The sequence below is a fragment of the Micromonospora fiedleri genome, from assembly GCF_016774385.1.
GTDB lineage: Bacteria > Actinomycetota > Actinomycetes > Mycobacteriales > Micromonosporaceae > Micromonospora > Micromonospora gifhornensis.
In genome coordinates this window covers 77221-95848 of sequence record NZ_JAETXL010000006.1, presented here as the reverse complement: position 1 = coordinate 95848, position 18628 = coordinate 77221, and the positions used below count along the sequence as shown (strand labels likewise).

Genomic DNA, 18628 nt, shown 5'->3' with positions numbered 1-18628 from the left:
AGCGAAGCGGGTAGGTCGATGAGCGTAAGACGGATCATGGGCACCGAAGTCGAGTACGGCATCTCCGTGCCCGGTCAGGCCGGGGCCAACCCGATGGTCACCTCGTCCCAGGTGGTGAACGCCTATGGCGCCCGCCCGGAACTGAACCGGGGCGGTCGGGCGCGCTGGGACTACGAGGAGGAATCGCCACTGCGCGACGCCCGGGGCTTCACCTACTCCGGTGCGGTGTACGACCCGGCCGAGGCGCTCGCCGACGAGGACCTCGGGCTGGCCAACGTCATTCTCACCAACGGGGCTCGGCTCTACGTGGACCACGCCCACCCCGAATACTCCACTCCGGAGGTCACCAACCCGCGTGACGTGGTCCGCTGGGACAAGGCGGGGGAGCGGGTGATGGCGGAGGCGGCGCGTCGGGCCGCCACCATTCCCGGCACCGCACCGATCCACCTCTACAAGAACAACACCGACAACAAGGGCGCCAGCTACGGCGCGCACGAGAATTACCTGATGCGCCGGCAGACGCCGTTCGCCGACATCGTGGCGTACCTGACACCGTTCTTCGTGACCCGTCAGATCGTCTGCGGCGCCGGTCGGGTCGGCATCGGGCAGGACGGCGGCCAGAACGGCTTCCAGATCTCCCAGCGTGCCGACTTCTTCGAGGTCGAGGTGGGGCTGGAGACCACCCTGAAGCGGCCGATCATCAACACCCGGGACGAGCCGCACGCCGACGCCGACAAGTACCGCCGGCTGCACGTCATCATCGGCGACGCCAACCTCTCGGAGATCTCCACGTACCTCAAGGTCGGCACCACCGCGCTGATCCTGACCATGATCGAGGAGAAGGCGCTCGGCGCGGACCTCGGCATCGCCGACCCGGTCGGTGAGCTGCGTGCCGTCAGCCACGACCCGTCGCTGACCCACCGGATGCGGTTGCGCGACGGCCGCCGGCTCACCGCGCTGGACGTGCAATGGGCCTACCTGGAGCGGGTACGCGCCTTCGTCGAGGACCGCTACGGCAGCGACGTCGACGAACAGACCGCCGACGTGCTGGACCGCTGGGAGTCCGTGCTGGACCGTCTCGGCCGCGACGTGATGCTCTGCGCCGACGAACTCGACTGGGTGGCCAAGCTGCGCTTGCTGGAAGGGTACCGGGAGCGGGAGAAGCTCGCCTGGGGCTCGCACAAGCTGCAACTGGTCGACCTGCAGTACTCCGACGTACGGCCGGAGAAGGGGCTCTACCACCGGCTGGTCTCCCGGGGCGCGATGAAGACGCTGCTCAGCGACGAGGAGAGTCGCTCGGCGATGACCGAGCCGCCGGAGGACACCCGCGCCTACTTCCGGGGCCGCTGCCTGGCGCAGTACGCCTCCGAGGTGGTCGCCGCCAGCTGGGACTCGGTCATCTTCGACGTCGGCCGGGAGTCGCTGGTGCGGGTGCCGATGATGGAGCCGGAGCGCGGCACCAGGGCGCATGTCGGGGCGCTGTTCGACAGGTGCGCCAGCGCCAAGGACCTGCTGGAGAGCCTGACCGGCGGCTGAGCGGCCGATCCTCGGTGTGGTTGTCGCCGCGTGCGGTTTCCGTACCGGCGCGCGTGAGGGATTCGTCGCTCCCGCGAGGTAAGTTCATCGCAGGGAGATCGTGGAGGAGGCAACAGTGGCCACTCGTGACAGCGGCGGTCAGTCGCAGTCGGGCAAGTCCCGCCAGGGCGAAGAGGTCGAGGACGTCACCGTCGAGGCGAACCCGGAGGTCGCCGAGCGGCACGCCGAGATCACCGAGGACGTCGACGACCTGCTCGACGAGATCGACTCCGTCCTCGAGGAGAACGCCGAGGAATTCGTGAGAGGATACGTGCAAAAGGGAGGTCAGTGAGCATACCGGTTTAAATTGGACATGGCGGGAATGCGGGACGACGGAAGCGGTCAGCTTCGCTGCCGTGACTGCGGTCAGTGGAAGGCGCCTGAGGAATTCTGCTCGAACAGCAAGCGTCCCAATGGTCGAGGTAGCTACTGCAAGCCATGTTTCAACATCCGGTCGAAGGCCAGTTACGCCAAACGGGTGAAGCTTCAGCATGGCCGGGAAGTGAAGCCAGCCCGAGAGGTGCCTGACGGGCACCGATTCTGCGCGGACTGTGGCAGCGTCAAAACGCTTGCCGAGTTTCCCCGCAACCGCGCCGACAGTTCGGGCTACGCCACCTACTGCAAGCCCTGCCACAACACCCGAACGCGTGAGACGAAGCAGCGGCTCTACGGTGGGACCCGCGAATACCACCTGCGGCGTCGCTACGGGATCGGGCAGGCGGAGTTCGCCGAGCTGTTGGCCGAGCAGGGTGGGGTCTGCGGGGTGTGCGGTGACCCCGATCCGGAACATGTGGACCACGATCATGCCACCGGGTGGGTGCGCGGGATACTCTGCTTCAACTGCAACGGTGGTCTTGGCCAGTTCCGTGACAGTCCCACGAGGCTGGCCAGGGCCATCACGTACCTGAGAGGAACCACGTGGCAGCGGGTTTTGATCCATCCGGGCGTCTACCAGATGTGTTCACCAACGCGGGGACGTCCTCCTTCACGTCGTTTCTGAGCAAGGTGGCCCCCGAGATGCTGCCCGGCCGCCGGCCGCTGCCCCCGGGTATGGCCGCCGACCTGGCCCCACACGCCACCACGATCGTGGCCATCTCCGCGGCCGGTGGCGTCGTGATGGCCGGCGACCGGCGGGCCACCATGGGCAACCTGATCGCCCAGCGGGACATCGAGAAGGTGCACCCGGCCGACGCGTACTCGCTGGTGGGCATCGCCGGCACCGCCGGCATCGGCATCGAGCTGATGCGACTGTTCCAGGTGGAGTTGGAGCACTACGAGAAGATCGAGGGCGCGATGCTCTCGCTCGACGGCAAGGCCAACCGGCTCGCCTCGATGATCCGGGGCAACCTCGGTGCCGCGATGCAGGGGCTGGCGGTGATCCCGCTGTTCGCCGGGTTCGACCTGGCCGCCAAGGACCCGGCCCGGGCCGGTCGGATCTTCAGCTTCGACGTCACCGGCGGCCCGTACGAGGAGACCGGCTACGACGCGATCGGCTCGGGATCGCTGTTCGCCCGGTCGGCGTTGAAGAAGCGGTTCCGGGCCGGCCTGTCGATCGACGACGCGGTGCGGTTGGCGGTGGAGGCGCTCTACGACGCCGCCGACGACGACACCGCCACCGGTGGCCCGGACCTGACCCGGCGGATCTACCCGGTGGTGATGACCGCGACGGCGGAGGGAACGCACCGGCTGACCGACGCGGAGACGTCGGTGATCGCCGAGAGCGTCGTCGCCGGCCGGATGGAGAACCCGGGCGGTTGAGCCGGTCCCGCATCCCACCTGATCGCAGTTGCCCAGCACAGCGCCTGAAGGAGAGCCGCCGCCGTGGCCATGCAGTTCTACGCCTCGCCCGAACAGATCATGCGCGACCGTTCCGAGATGGCCCGCAAGGGCATCGCCCGAGGACGCAGCGCGGTGGTCCTGAGCTACGCCGGCGGGGTCCTCTTCGTTGCGGAGAATCTCTCCAGCACCCTGCACAAGGTCAGTGAGATCTACGACCGCATCGGGTTCGCCGCGGTCGGCAAGTACAACGAGTTCGAGAACCTGCGCCGCGCTGGGGTGCGGATGGCCGATCTGAACGGGCTCAGCTACGACCGGCGCGACGTCACCGGTCTGGCCCTGGCCAACGCGTACGCGCAGACCCTCGGTGCCATCTTCACCGAACAGTCCAAGCCGTTCGAGGTGGAGATCTGCGTGGCCGAGGTGGGTGCCACGCCGGAGGAGGACTCGCTGTACCGGCTCACCTACGACGGCTCGGTCAACGACGAGCCCGGCCGGATGGCGATGGGTGGCCAGTCCGAGGCGATCGCCGGGGTGCTGAAGTCGAACCACCAGCCGGACATGTCGCTCGGCGATGCGGTGAAGGTGGCGGTGCAGGCGCTGAGCAGCGTCGGTGGTGAGGGCGGTGCCGCCCGGACGATAGCAGCCAACCAGCTGGAGGTGGCGGTCCTGGACCGCAGCCGGGTGGGGCGTACCTTCCGGCGGATCACCGGCGCGACGCTGACCGCGCTGCTCGACGGCGGCGCGGCGGGTGAGGCCGCCGACGAGGACCGGGCGAAGACCCCGACCACGCCGACCGAGGAGGCCCACAAGCCGACCACCTCGGCGGGCTCGGCCGACCTGGAGGACAAGCCCGGCAACCCCTCCGAGGCCTGACCCCCCCACACCGGTCCGGCCGACCCGACTCGGCCTGATCACGCTCTGCGCGGCGCTCGGCAGCTTTCTGCTGCCGAGCGCCGCACCCTTTGTCGGCCTACCCGCCCGGCCCAACACCCACCCAGACCCGCTCTGTACGCCCGAACGACCCCTCCACGCGACTCGGCCCTCCACGCGGACTCGACTCGGCCCTCCACGCGCTGCCGGCACGGACAGCGCTGGCTCGTGGGGTGAGCTTCACGAGCGGCGTCCACACTGCGCTGCCGGCACGGACAGCGCCGGCTCGAGGGGTGAGCTTCACGAGCGGCGTCCACACTGCTCCCGGAGCCCTTTGCTCTGCTTCACCCCACGCACTGATTTCGCGTCGGAGTTGATGCGTGGGTTGAAGCAGAGCAAAGCGCGCGGGAAGTTGTGCGTCGGTTGAAGCAGAGCAAAGGGCGCGAGGGGAGGCAGGGCGGGCGGGAGGAAGGTGGTGTGGCGAGCCGCTCGGTTCAACCGATGGCCGGCCCGGCACGGCCCGGGCCGCGCCGAGGTCGGGTCGGGGGCGGGCTGGGTCAGGGGCGGGTGAGGAGGGGGCGGACCAGGGTCCACCAGGCGGCGGCGATGGCGTTGAACACGCCCATTCCGGGTGGGGCGTCCACGTTCGAGGGTGCCACCCGGGCGGTGATCAGGTGGGCGAGGGCGCCGTCGCCGACTGTGCGTTCGGACTGGAGTTGGCGGCGGCGGGTGCGTACCCAGGTGCGGTGCTGCCACAGCCAGGCCCAGCCGCGTACCTTTTGTCGGCCCCAGCCGCCGGCGAGGGCGGCGGCGAGCATGGCGGCCTCGGTGAGCAGCAGCATCGGTGCCAGCAGCGTCAGGGTCCGTCCCTGGTAGGCGGTGAGCAGGGTGATCAGCCGGTTGCGTTCAACCAGGTAGAGCTTGAGAGCGTTGCGGGAGAACTCGTAGTGGTGGCGGACCACCGCGTCGGGCACGTACTCCAGCCGTAGGCCACGGTGCCACAGCCGGAGGCTGAGTTCGGTGTCCTCGTGGTAGGCGAAGTACTCGGTGGCGAAGCCGCCCAACTCCTCCCAGCGTTCCCGGCTGATCACGAAGCAGCAGCCGCTGAGCGACGGTACGGCGGTGCGGCGCGCGTGGGCGGTGGCCGGCTCGCCGTTGCCGCCGGCCCAGGACAGGCCGGTGAAGTGCAGCGGGTTGCCGGAGGTGTTGATCAGCTCGGGGTTGTCGGCGAGGCGGATGGAGGCCATCGCGGCACCCACGCCGGGTTCGGCGGCCACCGCGGTGACCTTGGCGAGGGCGTCGGGGGCGACCACCGCGTCGGAGTTGACGAAGGCCAGCCAGTCGCCGCCGGCCTCGGCGGCGCCGAGGTTGCAGCCGCCGGAGAATCCGGTGTTCTGCTCCGGGCGGATCACCCGTACGCCGGGCAGGCCCTTGACCACATCGATGCCGTCGCTGGTGCACCCGTTGTCGACGACGATCAGTTCCACGTCGACGCCGGTGCTGGCCAGCACCGCCTGCGCGGCGTCGACCAGCCAGGGTTCGGGGCCGTAGGCGAGCATCACCGCGGTCACTCGGGCCGGGCTCATCGGACACCTCCGGGGGCGGTCGCGGGCAGCGTCACCGCGACGGGTGGGTTCGGGTCGGACTGACGACGACGGCGGCGCAGCAGGGCGAGCATGACGGCGGCGACCACCATCGAGCCCACGGTGTAGCCGAGTTCGACCCGCAGGGCGACCGACAGCGGGGCCAGGGTCGCGGCGGCCAGCGCGGCGACGCCGAGGGTCCAGGCCACCGCCTGGGCGCGGTGCCGGTCGCGGGCCAGCAGCGCCTGGCCGAGCACCATCGCCCACAGGTACGCCTGGGTGGCCACGGCGAGCCAGGCGAAGTCGCCGTGGCCGAGGATCGCCGGCGCGTCGAAGAGGGCGGTTACGAGCCACGGCCCGAGCAGCACGGTCAGCACGCCGCCGCCGACGCCCAGGGCGGTGACGACCGCCAGGGCGCGCCGCAGCAGACCGCCGAAGGCCGCCTCGTCGTCGGTGGCGGCGGCGGTGGACAGGCCGGGCAGCAGTGCGGCCTGCATCGAGCCGAAGACGAACAGCGGGATGCGGACCAGCACCAGCGCCGACAGCAGCGCGCCGGCGGTGGCGACGTCGTCCGGGGCCAGCAGCCGTACGTTGATCACACCGACGTTGACCACGACCTGCGACAACAGGCTGGAGACGGTGAGCAGGGCCAGCCCGCGTAGCAGCGGCGGCCAGGGCATCGGCGTCCCACCCCCGACGGCGCGGGCCACCGGCGGGGCGGTGAGGGCGACCGCCAGCAGCGGCGCGGCGACCAGCACGAAGGCGTACGCCACGGGAGAGTCGACCCCGGCCGCGGCGAGCGCGGCCACCCCGCCGATGCGCAGCCCGCCGTCGAGCCCGAGTTGGCTGCCGTACCAGGTGAACTGGCCCAGCCCGGAGAGCACCCCACGGGTGGTGTGCGCCAGCGCCAGCGCGACCAGCGCGCCGACCAGCGTGGCCACCATGGCGCGGTCGCCGTCGAAGAGGCGCTCGGCGAGGGTGTCGGTGGCGGCGGTGACGGCCAGGACGAGCAGGGTGAGCACGGCGGCGGCGACGGTCGCGCCCCGCGCCAGCACCGGGCCCGGTGGCAGATCACGGGTACGCCGGGCGGCGACCAGCCGGGCGACCTCCTGCTCGACCGGCAGGAACACGCCGATGCCGACGGTGAAGACGATCGACCAGAGCACCGACAGCGACGAGTAGTCGCCGGGAGTGAGGGTGTGCCCGGCCACGGCCAGATGCACGTACGAGGCCAGTCCCACCAGTGCCAGCCCGGCACCGACGGGGACGGTGCCGGGTGGGACGAGGCGGAGCAGTCGGCGGATCACCGGCGGATGAGCGCCAGGGTGAGGACCGCCAGCGCCCGCCCGAGGTAGATCATCGCCTTGGCGGGGGAGTGGCTGGGGGTGCCGGCCATGCGCCGTCGCATCGCCACCGGGACCTGCTGGATGCGGTAGCCGCGGCGGGCGGCGTGCACCAGCGTCTCGACCGTGTCGCCGAGGTACTCCGCCGGGTACCAGCGGGCGAACATCTCGATCATGCGGCGGTTGGCGGCGCGGAACCCGGAGGTGGTGTCGGTCAGGGTGGTGCCGGCCAGGCCGGACAGCACCATCGACAGCATGCCCATCGCCCAGCGGCGCGGTCCGCGTACGGCGTAGTCGCCCTCACCGGCGAACCGGGCCCCGATGACCAGGTCGTAGTCGTCGAGCAGGTCGACCAGCTTCGGCACGTACCGGGGATCGTGCTGCCCGTCGGCGTCGATCTGCACCGCGACGTCGTAGTCGTGGTCGTGGGCGTAGCGGTAGCCCAGCCGCATCGCCCCGCCGACCCCGAGGTTGTACGGCAGTCGGGCGACGCGGGCACCGGCTGCCGCGGCGACGGCGGCCGTACGGTCGGCCGATCCGTCGTCGACGACCAGCACGTCCACGCCGGGCAACTCGCCCCGGATCTCGCGGACCACGTCGGCGATCGAACCGGCCTCGTTGAGCGCCGGGATGATGACGAGCAGTCGTTTGCCGTTAACCATCGCGGCTCACCAGTTCCTGCCGGTCGGCCCGTTCCGCCCGGTCGGCCTCGACCTCGGCGCGGAGCAGGGCGAACTCCTCGGCCAACGTCCGGGTCTCCTCCTCCAGGGCGCTGACCTCCCAGCTGAGGTGGATGCAGACCAGCAGCAGGAAGACGATGCCGAGGAAGAGCACCAGAGAGACGCCGGAGGCCACGCCGACCAGGTCGGCCACGCCGTCGAGCAGCCGGGGGAACAGCGACAGCGGGATCACCACGAACAGCAGCCCGAGCCAGAGCATGCCGTACTTCTCCCGCAGCTGCCGCCGGCGCAACAGCTCGACGATCGTGGCCAGCAGGACGAGTCCGGTCAGGCCGGTGACCAGGGTGAGCTTCATGCGACCTTCCACGGGGAGGGTGGAGCGGCGGGGGTGAACGCTTCGGTCAGCGTGGTGTGCCAGTCCGGCAGGGGGGACAGGCCGGCCTCGGCCCATCGGCCGTGCCGCAGCACACTGTACGCCGGTCGCGCGGCGGGACGCGGAAACCGACTGCTGGTGGTGGGTCGGATCCGGTCGGGGTCGAGCCCGTGCAGGGCGAACACCGCCCGGGCCAGGCCGTACCAGGTGGTCTCGCCGGTGCAGGTGCCGTGCCAGATGCCGGGCCGCGCCCGGCCGTCGCGGGCCGCCTCGGCGAGCCTGACCAACTGCTCCGCCAGCGCGTACGACCAGGTGGGTTGGCCGCGCTGGTCGTCGACGACGTCGAGGAAGTCGCGCTGTTTGGCCAGGCCGAGCATGGTGGTGACGAAGTTGCGGCCGTGGGTGCCGTACAGCCAGGCGGTACGCACCACGTGGCCGCGGTCGGGCAGCAGCCGGCGCACGGCCTGTTCTCCGACGAGCTTGCTGCGACCGTACGCGTTGACCGGGGCGGTCGGCGCGTCCTCCGGGTAGGGGGTGTCGGCGTCGCCGGCGAAGACGTAGTCGGTGGAGACGTGCAGCAGGTACGCGCCGTGGGTGGCGCAGGCGGTGGCGAGATGGGCCACGGCGGTGCCGTTGACCGCGGTCGCCGCCGCCTCGTCCTGCTCGGCGCCGTCGACGTCGGTCCACGCGGCGGCGTTGAGCACCACGTCGTGCCCGGCCACCGCGTCGGCGACGGCCGCCGCGTCGGTGACGTCGAGTTCGGTGCGGGTGACGGCCGTCACCGTGTGGTCGGGGTGCCCGGCGAGCACCTCGACGGCGTCCCGCCCGAGCATCCCGCCGGCACCGGTCACCAGGAATCTCATCCGGCCGACGCCTTCCGCAGCGGCTCCCACCAGGAGCGGTTGTCGCGGTACCAGTCGACGGTGTCGGCGAGGCCTTCGTCGAGACCGACCGTGGGCGCGTACCCGAGCTCCTTGTTGATCTTGCTGATGTCCAGCGAGTAACGGCGGTCGTGGCCCTTGCGGTCGGCGACCAGGGTGACCCGGTCCCAGTCCGCGCCGCAGGCCTGCAACAGCCGGCCGGTCAGCTCCTTGTTGGTCAGCTCCGTGCCGCCGCCGATGTGATAGACCTCGCCGGCCCGCCCGCCCTGCTGGACCATCGCCACGCCCCGACAGTGGTCGTGCACGTGCAGCCAGTCCCGCACGTTGCCGCCGTCGCCGTACAGCGGCACGGTGCGGCCGTCGAGCAGGTTGGTCACGAACAGCGGAATGACCTTCTCGGGGTACTGGTAGGGGCCGTAGTTGTTGGAGCAGCGGGTCACCACCACGTCCAGGCCGTGGGTGCGGTGGTAGGCCAGGGCGAGCAGGTCGGAGCCAGCCTTCGACGCCGAGTACGGCGAGTTCGGCGCCAACGGCCAGTCCTCGGTCCACGAGCCCTCGGCGATCGAGCCGTACACCTCGTCGGTGGAGACGTGCACGAACCGGCGCACCCCGTGCCGCAGCGCGGCGTCGAGCAGTGTCTGCGTACCCAGCACGTTGGTGCAGACGAACGGCCCGGCGCCGGAGATCGAACGGTCGACGTGCGACTCGGCGGCGAAATGCACGATGACGTCTTGCCCCGCGACGACCTCGTCGACAACCTCGGCGTGACGGATGTCACCGTGTACGAACCGAAGTCGGGGGTCGTCCGCCACCGGCGCCAGGTTGGCCCGGTTGCCCGAGTAGGTGAGCGCGTCGAGCACGGTCACCTGGGACGGCTGGATCGGGGGCACCCCCTCGGCGCTGCCCCCGGGTGCGCCCAGCAGCATGCGCACGTACTCCGAACCGATGAAGCCGGCGCCGCCGGTGACCAGGATCCTCACGGGTCCGGAAGTCTACGCGAAACACCCGCATTCGCCTCCGCTCGCGCCCGCGTGCCGGTTGCGGCGGGTGTCGGTACGCTCCCCGGGTGCGTGGAATATTGCTGGCCGGTGGCACCGGATCGCGGCTGTGGCCGATCACCCGGGCGGTGTCGAAGCAGCTGATGCCGGTCTTCGACAAGCCGATGATCTACTACCCGCTCTCCACTCTGGTGATGTCCGGGGTGCGCGAGATCCTGGTGATCACCACGCCGGAGGAGCAGGCCCAGTTCCAGCGGCTGCTCGGCGACGGCAGCCAGTTCGGGCTGCGGCTGGAGTACGTCGCCCAGCCCCGGCCGGAGGGCATCGCCCAGGCGTTCGTGCTCGGCGCGGACTTCATCGGCGACGAGGGGGTGGCGCTGATCCTCGGCGACAACATCTTCCACGGCGTCGGTCTCGGTCGACAGCTCGCCGCCGCCGGTGACCCGGTCGGCGGACGGATCTTCGCCTACCCGGTGGCGAACCCGCAGGCGTACGGGGTGGTGCACTTCGCCCCGGACGGCCGGGTGCTGTCGATCGAGGAGAAGCCGGACCAGCCCCGGTCCCGGTACGCGGTGCCCGGCCTGTACTTCTACGACAACCGGGTGGTGGAGATCGCGCGTGGCCTCACTCCCAGCAGCCGTGGCGAGTTGGAGATCACCGCGGTCAACGAGGCGTACCGCCGCTGGGGTGAGCTGTCGGTGACCGTCCTGGACCGGGGCACCGCGTGGCTGGACACCGGCACCTTCACCTCGCTGATGCAGGCCGCCGAGTTCGTCCGGGTGATCGAGGAACGGCAGGGTATGAAGATCGGCTGTATCGAGGAGGTCGTCTGGCGGGCCGGGCTGATCGACGACGACCAGCTGCGGGCCCTGGCCGAGCCGCTGACCAAGAGCGGGTACGGCGACTACCTGCTCGACCTGCTCGCCGGTGATCGTCACGAGCTGATCAGCCCCGGAGAGGTGCGATGAAGCTGCGACAGTTGGGCATCGAGGGCGCCTGGGAGATCACGCCACAGCAGCACGGTGACTCCCGGGGACTGTTCCTGGAGTGGTACCGCTTCGACCGGCTCGCCGAGGAGGTCGGTCATCCGCTGCGGCTGGCCCAGGGCAACCTGTCGGTCTCCGCCCGCCACGTGGTGCGCGGCATCCACTTCGCCGACGTGCCACCCGGCCAGGCGAAGTACGTGACGTGCGTGCGCGGCGCGGTCCTGGACGTGGTGGTGGACCTGCGGGTCGGCTCGCCCACCTTCGGCCAGTGGGAGAGCGTGCGCCTCGACGACGTGGACCGGCGGGCGGTCTACCTGGCCGAAGGGCTCGGCCACGGCTTCTGCGCGCTGACCGACGACGCCACCCTGAGCTACCTCTGCTCGACCACCTACAACCCGACGGCCGAGCATGCGGTGCATCCGCTGGACGAGGAACTGGGCATCGAGTGGCCGACCGGCACACCGCTGCTGTCCGCCCGCGACGCCGCCGCGCCGAGCCTGGCGCAGGTGCGCGCGGCGGGGCAGTTGCCGCAGTACGAGACGTGCCGACGGTACGCCGCCGAGCTGGACGCCGAGGCGCCCGGCGGGTGCTGACGTCGCGAACGCGGCAAGCGTACGTGTCACGACAGTGACGAATCGGGGCTCCGTACGGCTAATGTCTCATCATGGAACGGCGAATCTTCGGTCTGGAGACCGAGTACGGCGTCACCTGCACCTACCGTGGACAGCGCAGGCTGTCCCCCGACGAGGTTGCCCGGTACCTCTTCCGCCGGGTCGTGTCCTGGGGCCGGTCGAGCAACGTCTTCCTGCGTAACGGCGCTCGGCTCTACCTGGACGTCGGCTCGCACCCGGAGTACGCCACCCCGGAATGCGACTCGGTGATCGACCTGGTGGCCCACGACCGGGCCGGTGAGCGCATCCTGGAAGGGCTGCTCATCGACGCGGAGAAGCGGCTGCACGACGAGGGCATCGCGGGCGAGATCTACCTGTTCAAGAACAACACCGACTCGGCCGGCAACTCGTACGGCTGCCACGAGAACTACCTGGTCTCCCGGCACGGGGAGTTCGGCCGGCTGGCCGACGTGTTGATCCCGTTCCTGGTCACCCGGCAGTTGATCTGTGGCGCGGGCAAGGTGCTGCAAACTCCACGCGGTGCGGTGTACTGCCTGTCGCAGCGCGCCGAGCACATCTGGGAGGGGGTCTCCTCGGCCACCACCCGCAGCCGTCCGATCATCAACACCCGCGACGAGCCGCACGCCGACGCCGAGCGGTACCGCCGGCTGCACGTCATCGTCGGCGACTCCAACATGAACGAGGTCACCACGCTGCTGAAGGTCGGCAGCGCCGACATCGTGCTGCGGATGATCGAGGCCGGGGTGGTGATGCGCGACCTCACCCTGGAGAACCCGATCCGGGCCATCCGGGAGGTGTCGCACGACATCACCGGCCGGCGGAAGGTGCGGCTGGCCTCGGGCAAGGAGATCAGCGCCCTGGAGATCCAGCAGGAATACCTGGCCAAGGCGACCGAGTTCGTCGAGCGCCGGGGCGGCGACCAGACCGCCAAGCGGGTGGTCGAGCTGTGGGGCCGGGTGCTGCGGGCGGTGGAGACCGGCGACCTGGAACCGGTCTCCCGGGAGATCGACTGGGTGACCAAGCTGCGGCTGATCGAGCGCTACCAGCGCAAGCACGACCTGCCGCTGTCGCACGCCCGGGTGGCGCAGATGGATCTCGCCTACCACGACCTGCGTCGGGGTCGGGGCCTCTACGCCCTGATGGAGCGGCGCGGCGACGTGGACCGGGTGGCCACCGACCCGGAGATCTTCGAGGCGAAGGAGACGCCGCCCCAGACCACCCGGGCCCGGCTGCGCGGGGAGTTCATCCGGCACGCCCAGGAGAAGCGGCGGGACTTCACCGTCGACTGGGTGCACCTGAAGCTCAACGACCAGGCGCAACGCACCGTGCTCTGCAAGGACCCGTTCCGGGCGTACGACGAGCGGGTCGAACGGCTGATCGCCAGCATGTGACCGGCTGCACCGGGCCCGTCCACCGCGGACGGGCCCGGGTAGGCTGGCCGGACCATGTTTCCTTCCGAACCTCCCACCCAGGGCGCCCAGCGGCAGAGCTGGCTCGAACGCCGTCGCGACAAGGTCCGCGCCGAGATCGAGCGCAATCGCCGAGGCGAGTACACCGTCCCGACCTGGGTGCTGGCGGCCGCGCTGGCACTGATCGTCGGCGCCTGGCTCGCCTTGATCATCCTCGCCTGAGGTGTAAGGAAGGGCCCCTTGTTAACGCCTGCGGTAGAGCAGGGGCCCCCTGTTAACACGTACGCCCGGTCGGCTCAGGCCGCTCCAGGGCCGAACAGGCGGGCGGCGTGCCGACCGGCTGCGGCGGCGGCCAGGAAGTAGGCGTGATCGGCGTCGAGCCCGCGGCCCATCGTCGACAGCGGCACCGGACTGCGCCGTAGCGCGGCGTCCAGCCCGGCGGTGTCCACCCGCAGCACGGTGTGCCGGTCGGCGAGCGGCGCCAGCGCGGCGTCGACCTCGGCGGCCAGCGCCGGGTCCAGACCGTCGGGGACCACCAGCTCCGCGCGGGCCAGCGCCACCCGGCCGTACGCGGTCAGGCTGTGATGCGACACGCCACGGTGCCTCGGCCGTGGGTCGGCGTCGGAGATGCGCAGCGAGCCGACCGGCCGGCCGCCCAGCGTGGCGACCGCGTTGACCGCCTCGCCCACCGCCACGCCGGAGAAGCCCCACCGGGTACCGGTGCCCAGGTTGCCCGGGCCCTGCGCCACCACCGCCACGTCGGCGTGCAGCACGTGCCGGGCGGCGAGCAGGCCGCTGTGCAGGGTAGAGGCTTCCAGGTCACCGCCGAACGCCTGCCCGACGCTGATCGTGCCGACCAACTCGTCGCGCAGGGCGGACAGCGTCCGGGAGAACCAGGCGGGCAGCGCTCCGCCGTCGGTGAGCAGGTACGCCACCCGGGCCTGCGGGGCGTCGGCGCGGATGCCGGCGAGGATGGCCGGCAGCGCCGAGTGCAGGTCGGCGGTCACCACCGGTAGGCCGCCCAGATCCTCGGCGGTGGCCAGCACCTCGTGATGCGGTGACGCCTCCTCGTCGACGCCGAGCAGGATCGGTTGCAGCGGGGTGTACCGGGCCTTCACCAGATGGCCGGCGTCGCGACTGTCGACCGCCTGCGGCGGATCCGGCGGCAGCCGGTCCGGCACCGCCACGACCAGGGCGTACCCGCCGGTGCCCAACCCCATCAGCAGCGCCCCGGCGTTGAGCAGCACCCGGTCGCCCACCTCCGGCACACCCACCAGCTCCGGGTACGCCAACGCCCGCATCGACGTCCCGTCGACGAGCGTGACATCCAGCTCCACGGCCCCCGCCCACCGCCGCCGTATCCCCGCCACCGTCCCCACCCGCCACCGCACCATGCCCCGCACGCTAACCCACCCCCACCCCACCCCTCCGCCACCCCACCCCCACCACGCCCGCCCACCGCCCCCGCGATCTTGTACTTCTGGTCGGGGCATAACCTGTCAAAAGGGGTGAGTTGGCGACGGAAAGTGCAAGATCGGCGGGGTTGGATGAGGGAGGGGGTTCAGGTGTCGGCGGGGGTGCATGGGTGGGGCGGGTTGGCTGCTAGCGTCTACGGGGTGTCGCGCAGCCGCACCGAACGCCTGGTCAACCTGGTGATCTGTCTGCTGTCTACGCGGCGGTTCCTGACCGCCGCGCAGATCGCCGCGACCGTGCCCGGTTACGAGCACGATCCGGACGATGCCCGTGAGCACGAGGCGTTCCAGCGCAAGTTCGAGCGGGACAAGGCCGAGCTGCGGGAGTTGGGCGTACCGCTGGAGACCGGCACGGCGAGCGCCTTCGACACGGAGCCGGGATATCGGATCGCCCGCAGGGAGTACGCCCTCCCGGAGATTCCGCTCAAACCCGACGAGGCCGCCGCGGTGGGCATCGCCGCCCGGCTGTGGCAGCACGCGGGGCTGGCGGCCGCCGCGTCGTCCGGCCTGGCGAAGCTACGCGCGGCCGGCGTCGACGTGGACCCCCATGCCACCCTCGGGCTCGAACCGATGGTCAACGTCGATCCGGCGTTCGCGCCGCTGACCGCCGCCGCCCGGGACCGGCGCGAGGTCCGCTTCGACTACCGGGTACCGGACCGGGACGCACCCGATCACCGTCGACTCCAGCCGTGGGGCGTGGTCTGCTGGCGGGGACGCTGGTACGTGGTCGGCCACGACCTGGATCGTGACGCCACCCGCTGTTTCCGGCTGTCCCGGGTGGTCGGCCAGGTGCGCGCCACGGGTACCGCAGGCGCCTATCAGCCGCCCGTCGGTGTCGACCTGATCAGCCACGTGGCCCGCTGGTCCGGCCCGACCGAACACGCCGGACGGGCCACCGTGCTGGTGACCCCCGGGCGGGCCGCCGGGCTGCGTCGGGTGGCTGTCGAGGCGACTCTGGGGCCGGAGGCGGACCGCCTGGTCCTGCCGTACACCGACGTGGACCTGATCGCCGGTCACCTGGTCGGCTACGGACCCGAGGTGCGGGTGCTGGACCCACCGGAGGTGCGCGACGCGGTCATCCAGCGCCTCAAGGAGATCGCCGCCCACCACGACCTCCCGCCCGTCGTCCCGGTACGCGCGAGGAGTGAGCTTGCGAGCCCCGCAGTCGCGAACGGAAGGTTTGATCGGTGAGCGCGAAGGCTGGCACGCGGACCTCGGCCGACCGGTTGGCGCGGCTGCTCAACCTGGTGCCGTACCTGCTCGCCCGGCCCGGCATCGAGATCGCCGAGGCGGCCGGCGATCTCGGGGTGACCGAGCGGCAGTTGCGGGAGGACCTGGAGCTGCTCTGGGTCTGCGGTCTGCCGGGTTACGGTCCGGGCGACCTCATCGACATGGCCTTCGACGGCGACCGGGTGACCATCACCTACGACGCGGGTATCGACCGGCCGCTGCGGCTCACCCCGGACGAGGCGCTCGCCCTGGTCGTCGCGCTGCGGATGCTGGCCGAGACCCCCGGGGTGGCCAACCGGGAGGCCGTCGAGCGGGCCCTCGCGAAGATCGAGGATGCCGGCGGTGACCTGGTGGCGGCGCCGGTCGAGGTGCGGTTGCCCGGTGACGCTCGCCGGGTCGAGCAGTTGCGGGCCGCGGTGGAGGGTGGGCGCGCGTTGCGCATCACCTACTACACGCGGGCGCGCGACGAGACCACCGAGCGGGTGATCGACCCGCTGCGGATGCTGATGGCCGGTGGTCGGGCGTACGTCGAGGCGTGGTGTCGGCGGGCCGAGGCGGTACGGCTGTTCCGGGCCGACCGCATCGACGCGGTCACCGAGTTGGACGAGCCGGCCGTGGTGCCGCCGCAGGCCCGCCCCCAGGATCTCAGCGAGGGCGTGTTCCGCCCCTCGCCGGATCTGCCGTTGATCACGTTGCGGATCGGTCGGGGCGAGCGGTGGATCACCGAGTACTACCCGTGCGAGCGGGTGGAGTCCGACGGCGAGCGGTGGGTGGTCTCGTTGCGGGTCACCGACCTCGGCTGGGCCCGGCGGTTCGTGCTGGGCCTGGGTTCGGAGGTCACCGTGCTGGCTCCGGCGGAGCTGGCCGAGCAGGTCCGGGACACGGCGGTGGCGGCCCTGGAGGCGTACGCGACGCCGGTGCTGCCCGGCGCGGACCCGGCGGCGACAGTGCCCAGGCAGTAGGCTGACGCCGTGCTGAAGTGGATCGTGCTCGCGCTGGTGCTGGTGCCGTTGGTCGTCCTCGCGCTGGCGGTCCGTCCGCTGCTCGCCCGGTTGCCGCAGCTGCGTCGGGCCGCGGTGCGCCTGCAACGGCGGGCCGACGAGGCGACGGCGTTGCGGGTGGCCGCGGAGAGCCTCCAGCAGCGGGCCGAAGGAGTGCAGGGGCGGCTGGAGACGACCCAGCGTCGCCTCGCCGTGATCAGGGCCCGCCGAGGCGACTGAGCTGGGGTGCTGTGGATGTGGGCCGCCACGCCGATCGTCAGCGCAGCGGGACCGGCTTTCCGGTGCGAAGATCGGAGTCAACTAGTTGACGAGACACTTGCGGGTGGCTGAGACTTCACCCGCCGGAACGGATCCACCACCGCCCCGGTGGGTGGCAACAGCCCGTGTCGCACGTACGATGGGCTGCGGAACCACCCCCGTTGACACAAGCGACTGGAGCTTCACATGGGTGCCCTCAGGCCCTGGCACATCGCCGTACTCGTGGTCGTGATGATCCTGCTCTTCGGCGCGAAGCGGCTTCCGGACGCGGCGCGTTCCCTGGGCCGCTCGCTGCGCATCATCAAGGCCGAGACCAAGAGCCTGGCTGACGACGACGACCGCGACCTGGCCGGCAAGGCCGACGCTCAGGCCGGCTACCAGCCGCTTCCGCCGCAGCCCCCGCAGCAGCAGCCGTACCAGGGCACGGTGCAGCAGCCGGTCGTCGACCCGGTGCAGCGCGTCCGCGACAACTGAGCGACGGGCCCGACCACCGTGGCCTTCGCCCTGCGTAAGCGTGGCCCGAGCCAGTTCGAACGGGCCGCCGACGGCTCGATGACGCTCGTCGAGCACTTCCGCGAGCTGCGTACCCGACTGTTCCGGGCGTCGCTGGCGATCGTGGTCGGGCTGATCGTCGGTTACCTGCTCGCTCAGCCGGCCTTCGACCTGCTGGCCCAGCCGTACTGCCGGCTGCCCGGCATGACTGTCGACGGCGAGTGTCAACAGTTCCTGATGCTCGCGCCCGCCGACGGCTTCATCCTCAAGCTCAAGCTGGCGCTCTGGATCGGGCTCATCGTCGGTGCCCCGGTCTGGTTGTTCCAGCTGTGGGCGTTCATCGCGCCCGGCCTGCACCGGCACGAGCGCAAGTGGGCGTACGTCTTCGTCACGATCGCGGCGCCGCTGTTCGCTGCCGGCGCGGTGCTCGCCTACTTCGTGGTCGACAAGGGCCTGGCGTTCCTGATGGAGGCCGGTGTCACCGGCACCGATCAGCAGCTCGAGGTGACCCGCTACATCAGCTTCGTCACCACCATGATCCTGCTGTTCGGGGTGGCCTTCGAGTTCCCGCTCACCCTGCTGATGCTCAACTTCACCGGGGTGGTGAGCGCCAAGCGGCTGCTGAGCTGGTGGCGGGTGGTGGTCTTCATCTGCTTCGCGTTCGCGGCGGTGGCCACGCCCGACCCGGGTCCGTTCGGGATGACGCTGCTGGCGCTCTGTCTCAGCCTGCTCTACTTCATTGCGGTCGGGGTGGCGTTCCTCAACGACCGGCGCAAGGGCCGCGGCAAGGAGGTCTACGCCGGCATCGGCGACGACGAGGCCTCCCCGCTGGAGGTCGACCGCGAGCAGGTGGCGGCGGGACAGCCGGTGGAGGCGGTCAGCCCGATCGAGCCACCGGAGCCGGTCGCCGCGCCCAAGCCGATCGAGCGGCGCTACGACGACGTGACCTGACGGTCGTCGAGGTGGCCCGTCCGCGCGAGTGATGCAGCGGGCGGGTCGCCCTGTCTGTGGCAGCACTCCGCCACGACGGGCTCCTAGCGCATGGCGTGCTGACTGTCAGCGATGG

At 71.0% G+C, this 18628-nt stretch carries 21 protein-coding genes; 14 read left to right on the top strand and 7 right to left on the bottom strand.

All coding sequences use genetic code 11. The features are described from left to right. The first annotated feature begins 18 nt into the window (after window positions 1-18). The 5 genes from dop to prcA all read left to right on the top strand — a co-directional run bounded on the left by dop (window position 19) and on the right by prcA (window position 4227). Window positions 19-1536, top strand: a complete 1518-nt coding sequence (dop, locus tag JMF97_RS17510; protein WP_013734320.1) for a depupylase/deamidase Dop — start codon at window positions 19-21, stop codon at window positions 1534-1536. 115 nt (window positions 1537-1651) lie between these two features. Continuing rightward, window positions 1652-1867, top strand: coding sequence for a ubiquitin-like protein Pup (locus tag JMF97_RS17505; protein ID WP_013734319.1), 216 nt, complete (start codon window positions 1652-1654; stop codon window positions 1865-1867). Window positions 1868-2053: 186 nt separating this feature from the next. Beyond that, entirely contained in the window at window positions 2054-2575 is a 522-nt protein-coding gene (locus tag JMF97_RS17500; protein WP_307816963.1) for an endonuclease VII domain-containing protein, read from the top strand. Continuing rightward, window positions 2494-3333: a proteasome subunit beta gene (gene prcB / locus JMF97_RS17495; RefSeq protein ID WP_203222537.1), complete on the top strand. Its 840-nt coding sequence runs from the start codon at window positions 2494-2496 to the stop codon at window positions 3331-3333. Before JMF97_RS17500 ends, prcB begins: the two co-directional genes overlap by 82 nt. Window positions 3334-3396: 63 nt before the next feature. Beyond that, a complete protein-coding gene (prcA, locus tag JMF97_RS17490) occupies window positions 3397-4227 on the top strand; it encodes a proteasome subunit alpha (protein WP_203222536.1) in 831 nt (276 codons plus the stop codon). Between the two features lie 554 nt (window positions 4228-4781). On the opposite strand, the gene JMF97_RS17485 is transcribed toward prcA, so the two are convergent. From JMF97_RS17485 to rfbB, 6 genes are read right to left on the bottom strand one after another with little or no spacing between them, the layout of a single operon-like run. Further along, a complete protein-coding gene (locus tag JMF97_RS17485; RefSeq protein WP_203222535.1) occupies window positions 4782-5810 on the bottom strand; it encodes a glycosyltransferase family 2 protein in 1029 nt (342 codons plus the stop codon). Next, complete coding sequence (locus JMF97_RS17480) at window positions 5807-7114, bottom strand: polysaccharide biosynthesis protein (protein ID WP_203222534.1); 1308 nt, start codon at window positions 7112-7114, stop codon at window positions 5807-5809. Before JMF97_RS17480 ends, JMF97_RS17485 begins: the two co-directional genes overlap by 4 nt. Beyond that, complete coding sequence (locus JMF97_RS17475) at window positions 7111-7812, bottom strand: glycosyltransferase family 2 protein (protein ID WP_013734314.1); 702 nt, start codon at window positions 7810-7812, stop codon at window positions 7111-7113. Before JMF97_RS17475 ends, JMF97_RS17480 begins: the two co-directional genes overlap by 4 nt. Beyond that, complete coding sequence (locus tag JMF97_RS17470) at window positions 7805-8185, bottom strand: DUF2304 domain-containing protein (protein WP_013734313.1); 381 nt, start codon at window positions 8183-8185, stop codon at window positions 7805-7807. The genes JMF97_RS17475 and JMF97_RS17470 overlap by 8 nt, the downstream gene beginning before the upstream one ends. After that, on the bottom strand, window positions 8182-9066 hold the full coding sequence (rfbD, locus tag JMF97_RS17465) for a dTDP-4-dehydrorhamnose reductase (protein WP_203222533.1): 885 nt from the start codon (window positions 9064-9066) through the stop codon (window positions 8182-8184). The genes JMF97_RS17470 and rfbD overlap by 4 nt, the downstream gene beginning before the upstream one ends. Further along, complete coding sequence (gene rfbB / locus JMF97_RS17460; RefSeq protein ID WP_203222532.1) at window positions 9063-10064, bottom strand: dTDP-glucose 4,6-dehydratase; 1002 nt, start codon at window positions 10062-10064, stop codon at window positions 9063-9065. Before rfbB ends, rfbD begins: the two co-directional genes overlap by 4 nt. 86 nt (window positions 10065-10150) lie before the next feature. Here rfbB and rfbA point away from each other — a divergent pair, with 86 nt between their 5' ends. From rfbA to JMF97_RS17440, 4 genes are all read left to right on the top strand, one after another. Beyond that, entirely contained in the window at window positions 10151-11050 is a 900-nt protein-coding gene (gene rfbA, locus JMF97_RS17455) for a glucose-1-phosphate thymidylyltransferase RfbA (RefSeq protein WP_203222531.1), read from the top strand. Continuing rightward, on the top strand, window positions 11047-11661 hold the full coding sequence (locus JMF97_RS17450) for a dTDP-4-dehydrorhamnose 3,5-epimerase family protein (RefSeq protein WP_203222530.1): 615 nt from the start codon (window positions 11047-11049) through the stop codon (window positions 11659-11661). Before rfbA ends, JMF97_RS17450 begins: the two co-directional genes overlap by 4 nt. Before the next feature lie 71 nt (window positions 11662-11732). Continuing rightward, window positions 11733-13091, top strand: coding sequence for a Pup--protein ligase (gene pafA, locus JMF97_RS17445; RefSeq protein ID WP_013734308.1), 1359 nt, complete (start codon window positions 11733-11735; stop codon window positions 13089-13091). Between the two features lie 54 nt (window positions 13092-13145). After that, window positions 13146-13331, top strand: coding sequence for a hypothetical protein (locus JMF97_RS17440; protein ID WP_203222529.1), 186 nt, complete (start codon window positions 13146-13148; stop codon window positions 13329-13331). 74 nt (window positions 13332-13405) lie between these two features. Here the strand turns inward: JMF97_RS17440 and JMF97_RS17435 are convergent, their stop codons facing one another. After that, complete coding sequence (locus JMF97_RS17435) at window positions 13406-14503, bottom strand: DUF3866 family protein (protein ID WP_203222528.1); 1098 nt, start codon at window positions 14501-14503, stop codon at window positions 13406-13408. Between the two features lie 222 nt (window positions 14504-14725). Here JMF97_RS17435 and JMF97_RS17430 point away from each other — a divergent pair, with 222 nt between their 5' ends. The 5 genes from JMF97_RS17430 (at window position 14726) to tatC (ending at window position 18513) form a co-directional block, all read left to right on the top strand. Then, window positions 14726-15772, top strand: coding sequence for a helix-turn-helix transcriptional regulator (locus JMF97_RS17430; RefSeq protein WP_203222527.1), 1047 nt, complete (start codon window positions 14726-14728; stop codon window positions 15770-15772). Continuing rightward, entirely contained in the window at window positions 15769-16773 is a 1005-nt protein-coding gene (locus JMF97_RS17425; protein WP_126710820.1) for a helix-turn-helix transcriptional regulator, read from the top strand. Before JMF97_RS17430 ends, JMF97_RS17425 begins: the two co-directional genes overlap by 4 nt. A gap of 9 nt (window positions 16774-16782) precedes the next feature. After that, complete coding sequence (locus tag JMF97_RS17420) at window positions 16783-17031, top strand: hypothetical protein (protein WP_203222526.1); 249 nt, start codon at window positions 16783-16785, stop codon at window positions 17029-17031. Window positions 17032-17256: 225 nt separating this feature from the next. Next, complete coding sequence (gene tatA, locus JMF97_RS17415; protein WP_013734302.1) at window positions 17257-17544, top strand: Sec-independent protein translocase subunit TatA; 288 nt, start codon at window positions 17257-17259, stop codon at window positions 17542-17544. An 18-nt stretch (window positions 17545-17562) separates the two neighbouring features. Then, entirely contained in the window at window positions 17563-18513 is a 951-nt protein-coding gene (tatC, locus tag JMF97_RS17410; protein WP_203222525.1) for a twin-arginine translocase subunit TatC, read from the top strand. Window positions 18514-18628: the final 115 nt, after the last annotated feature.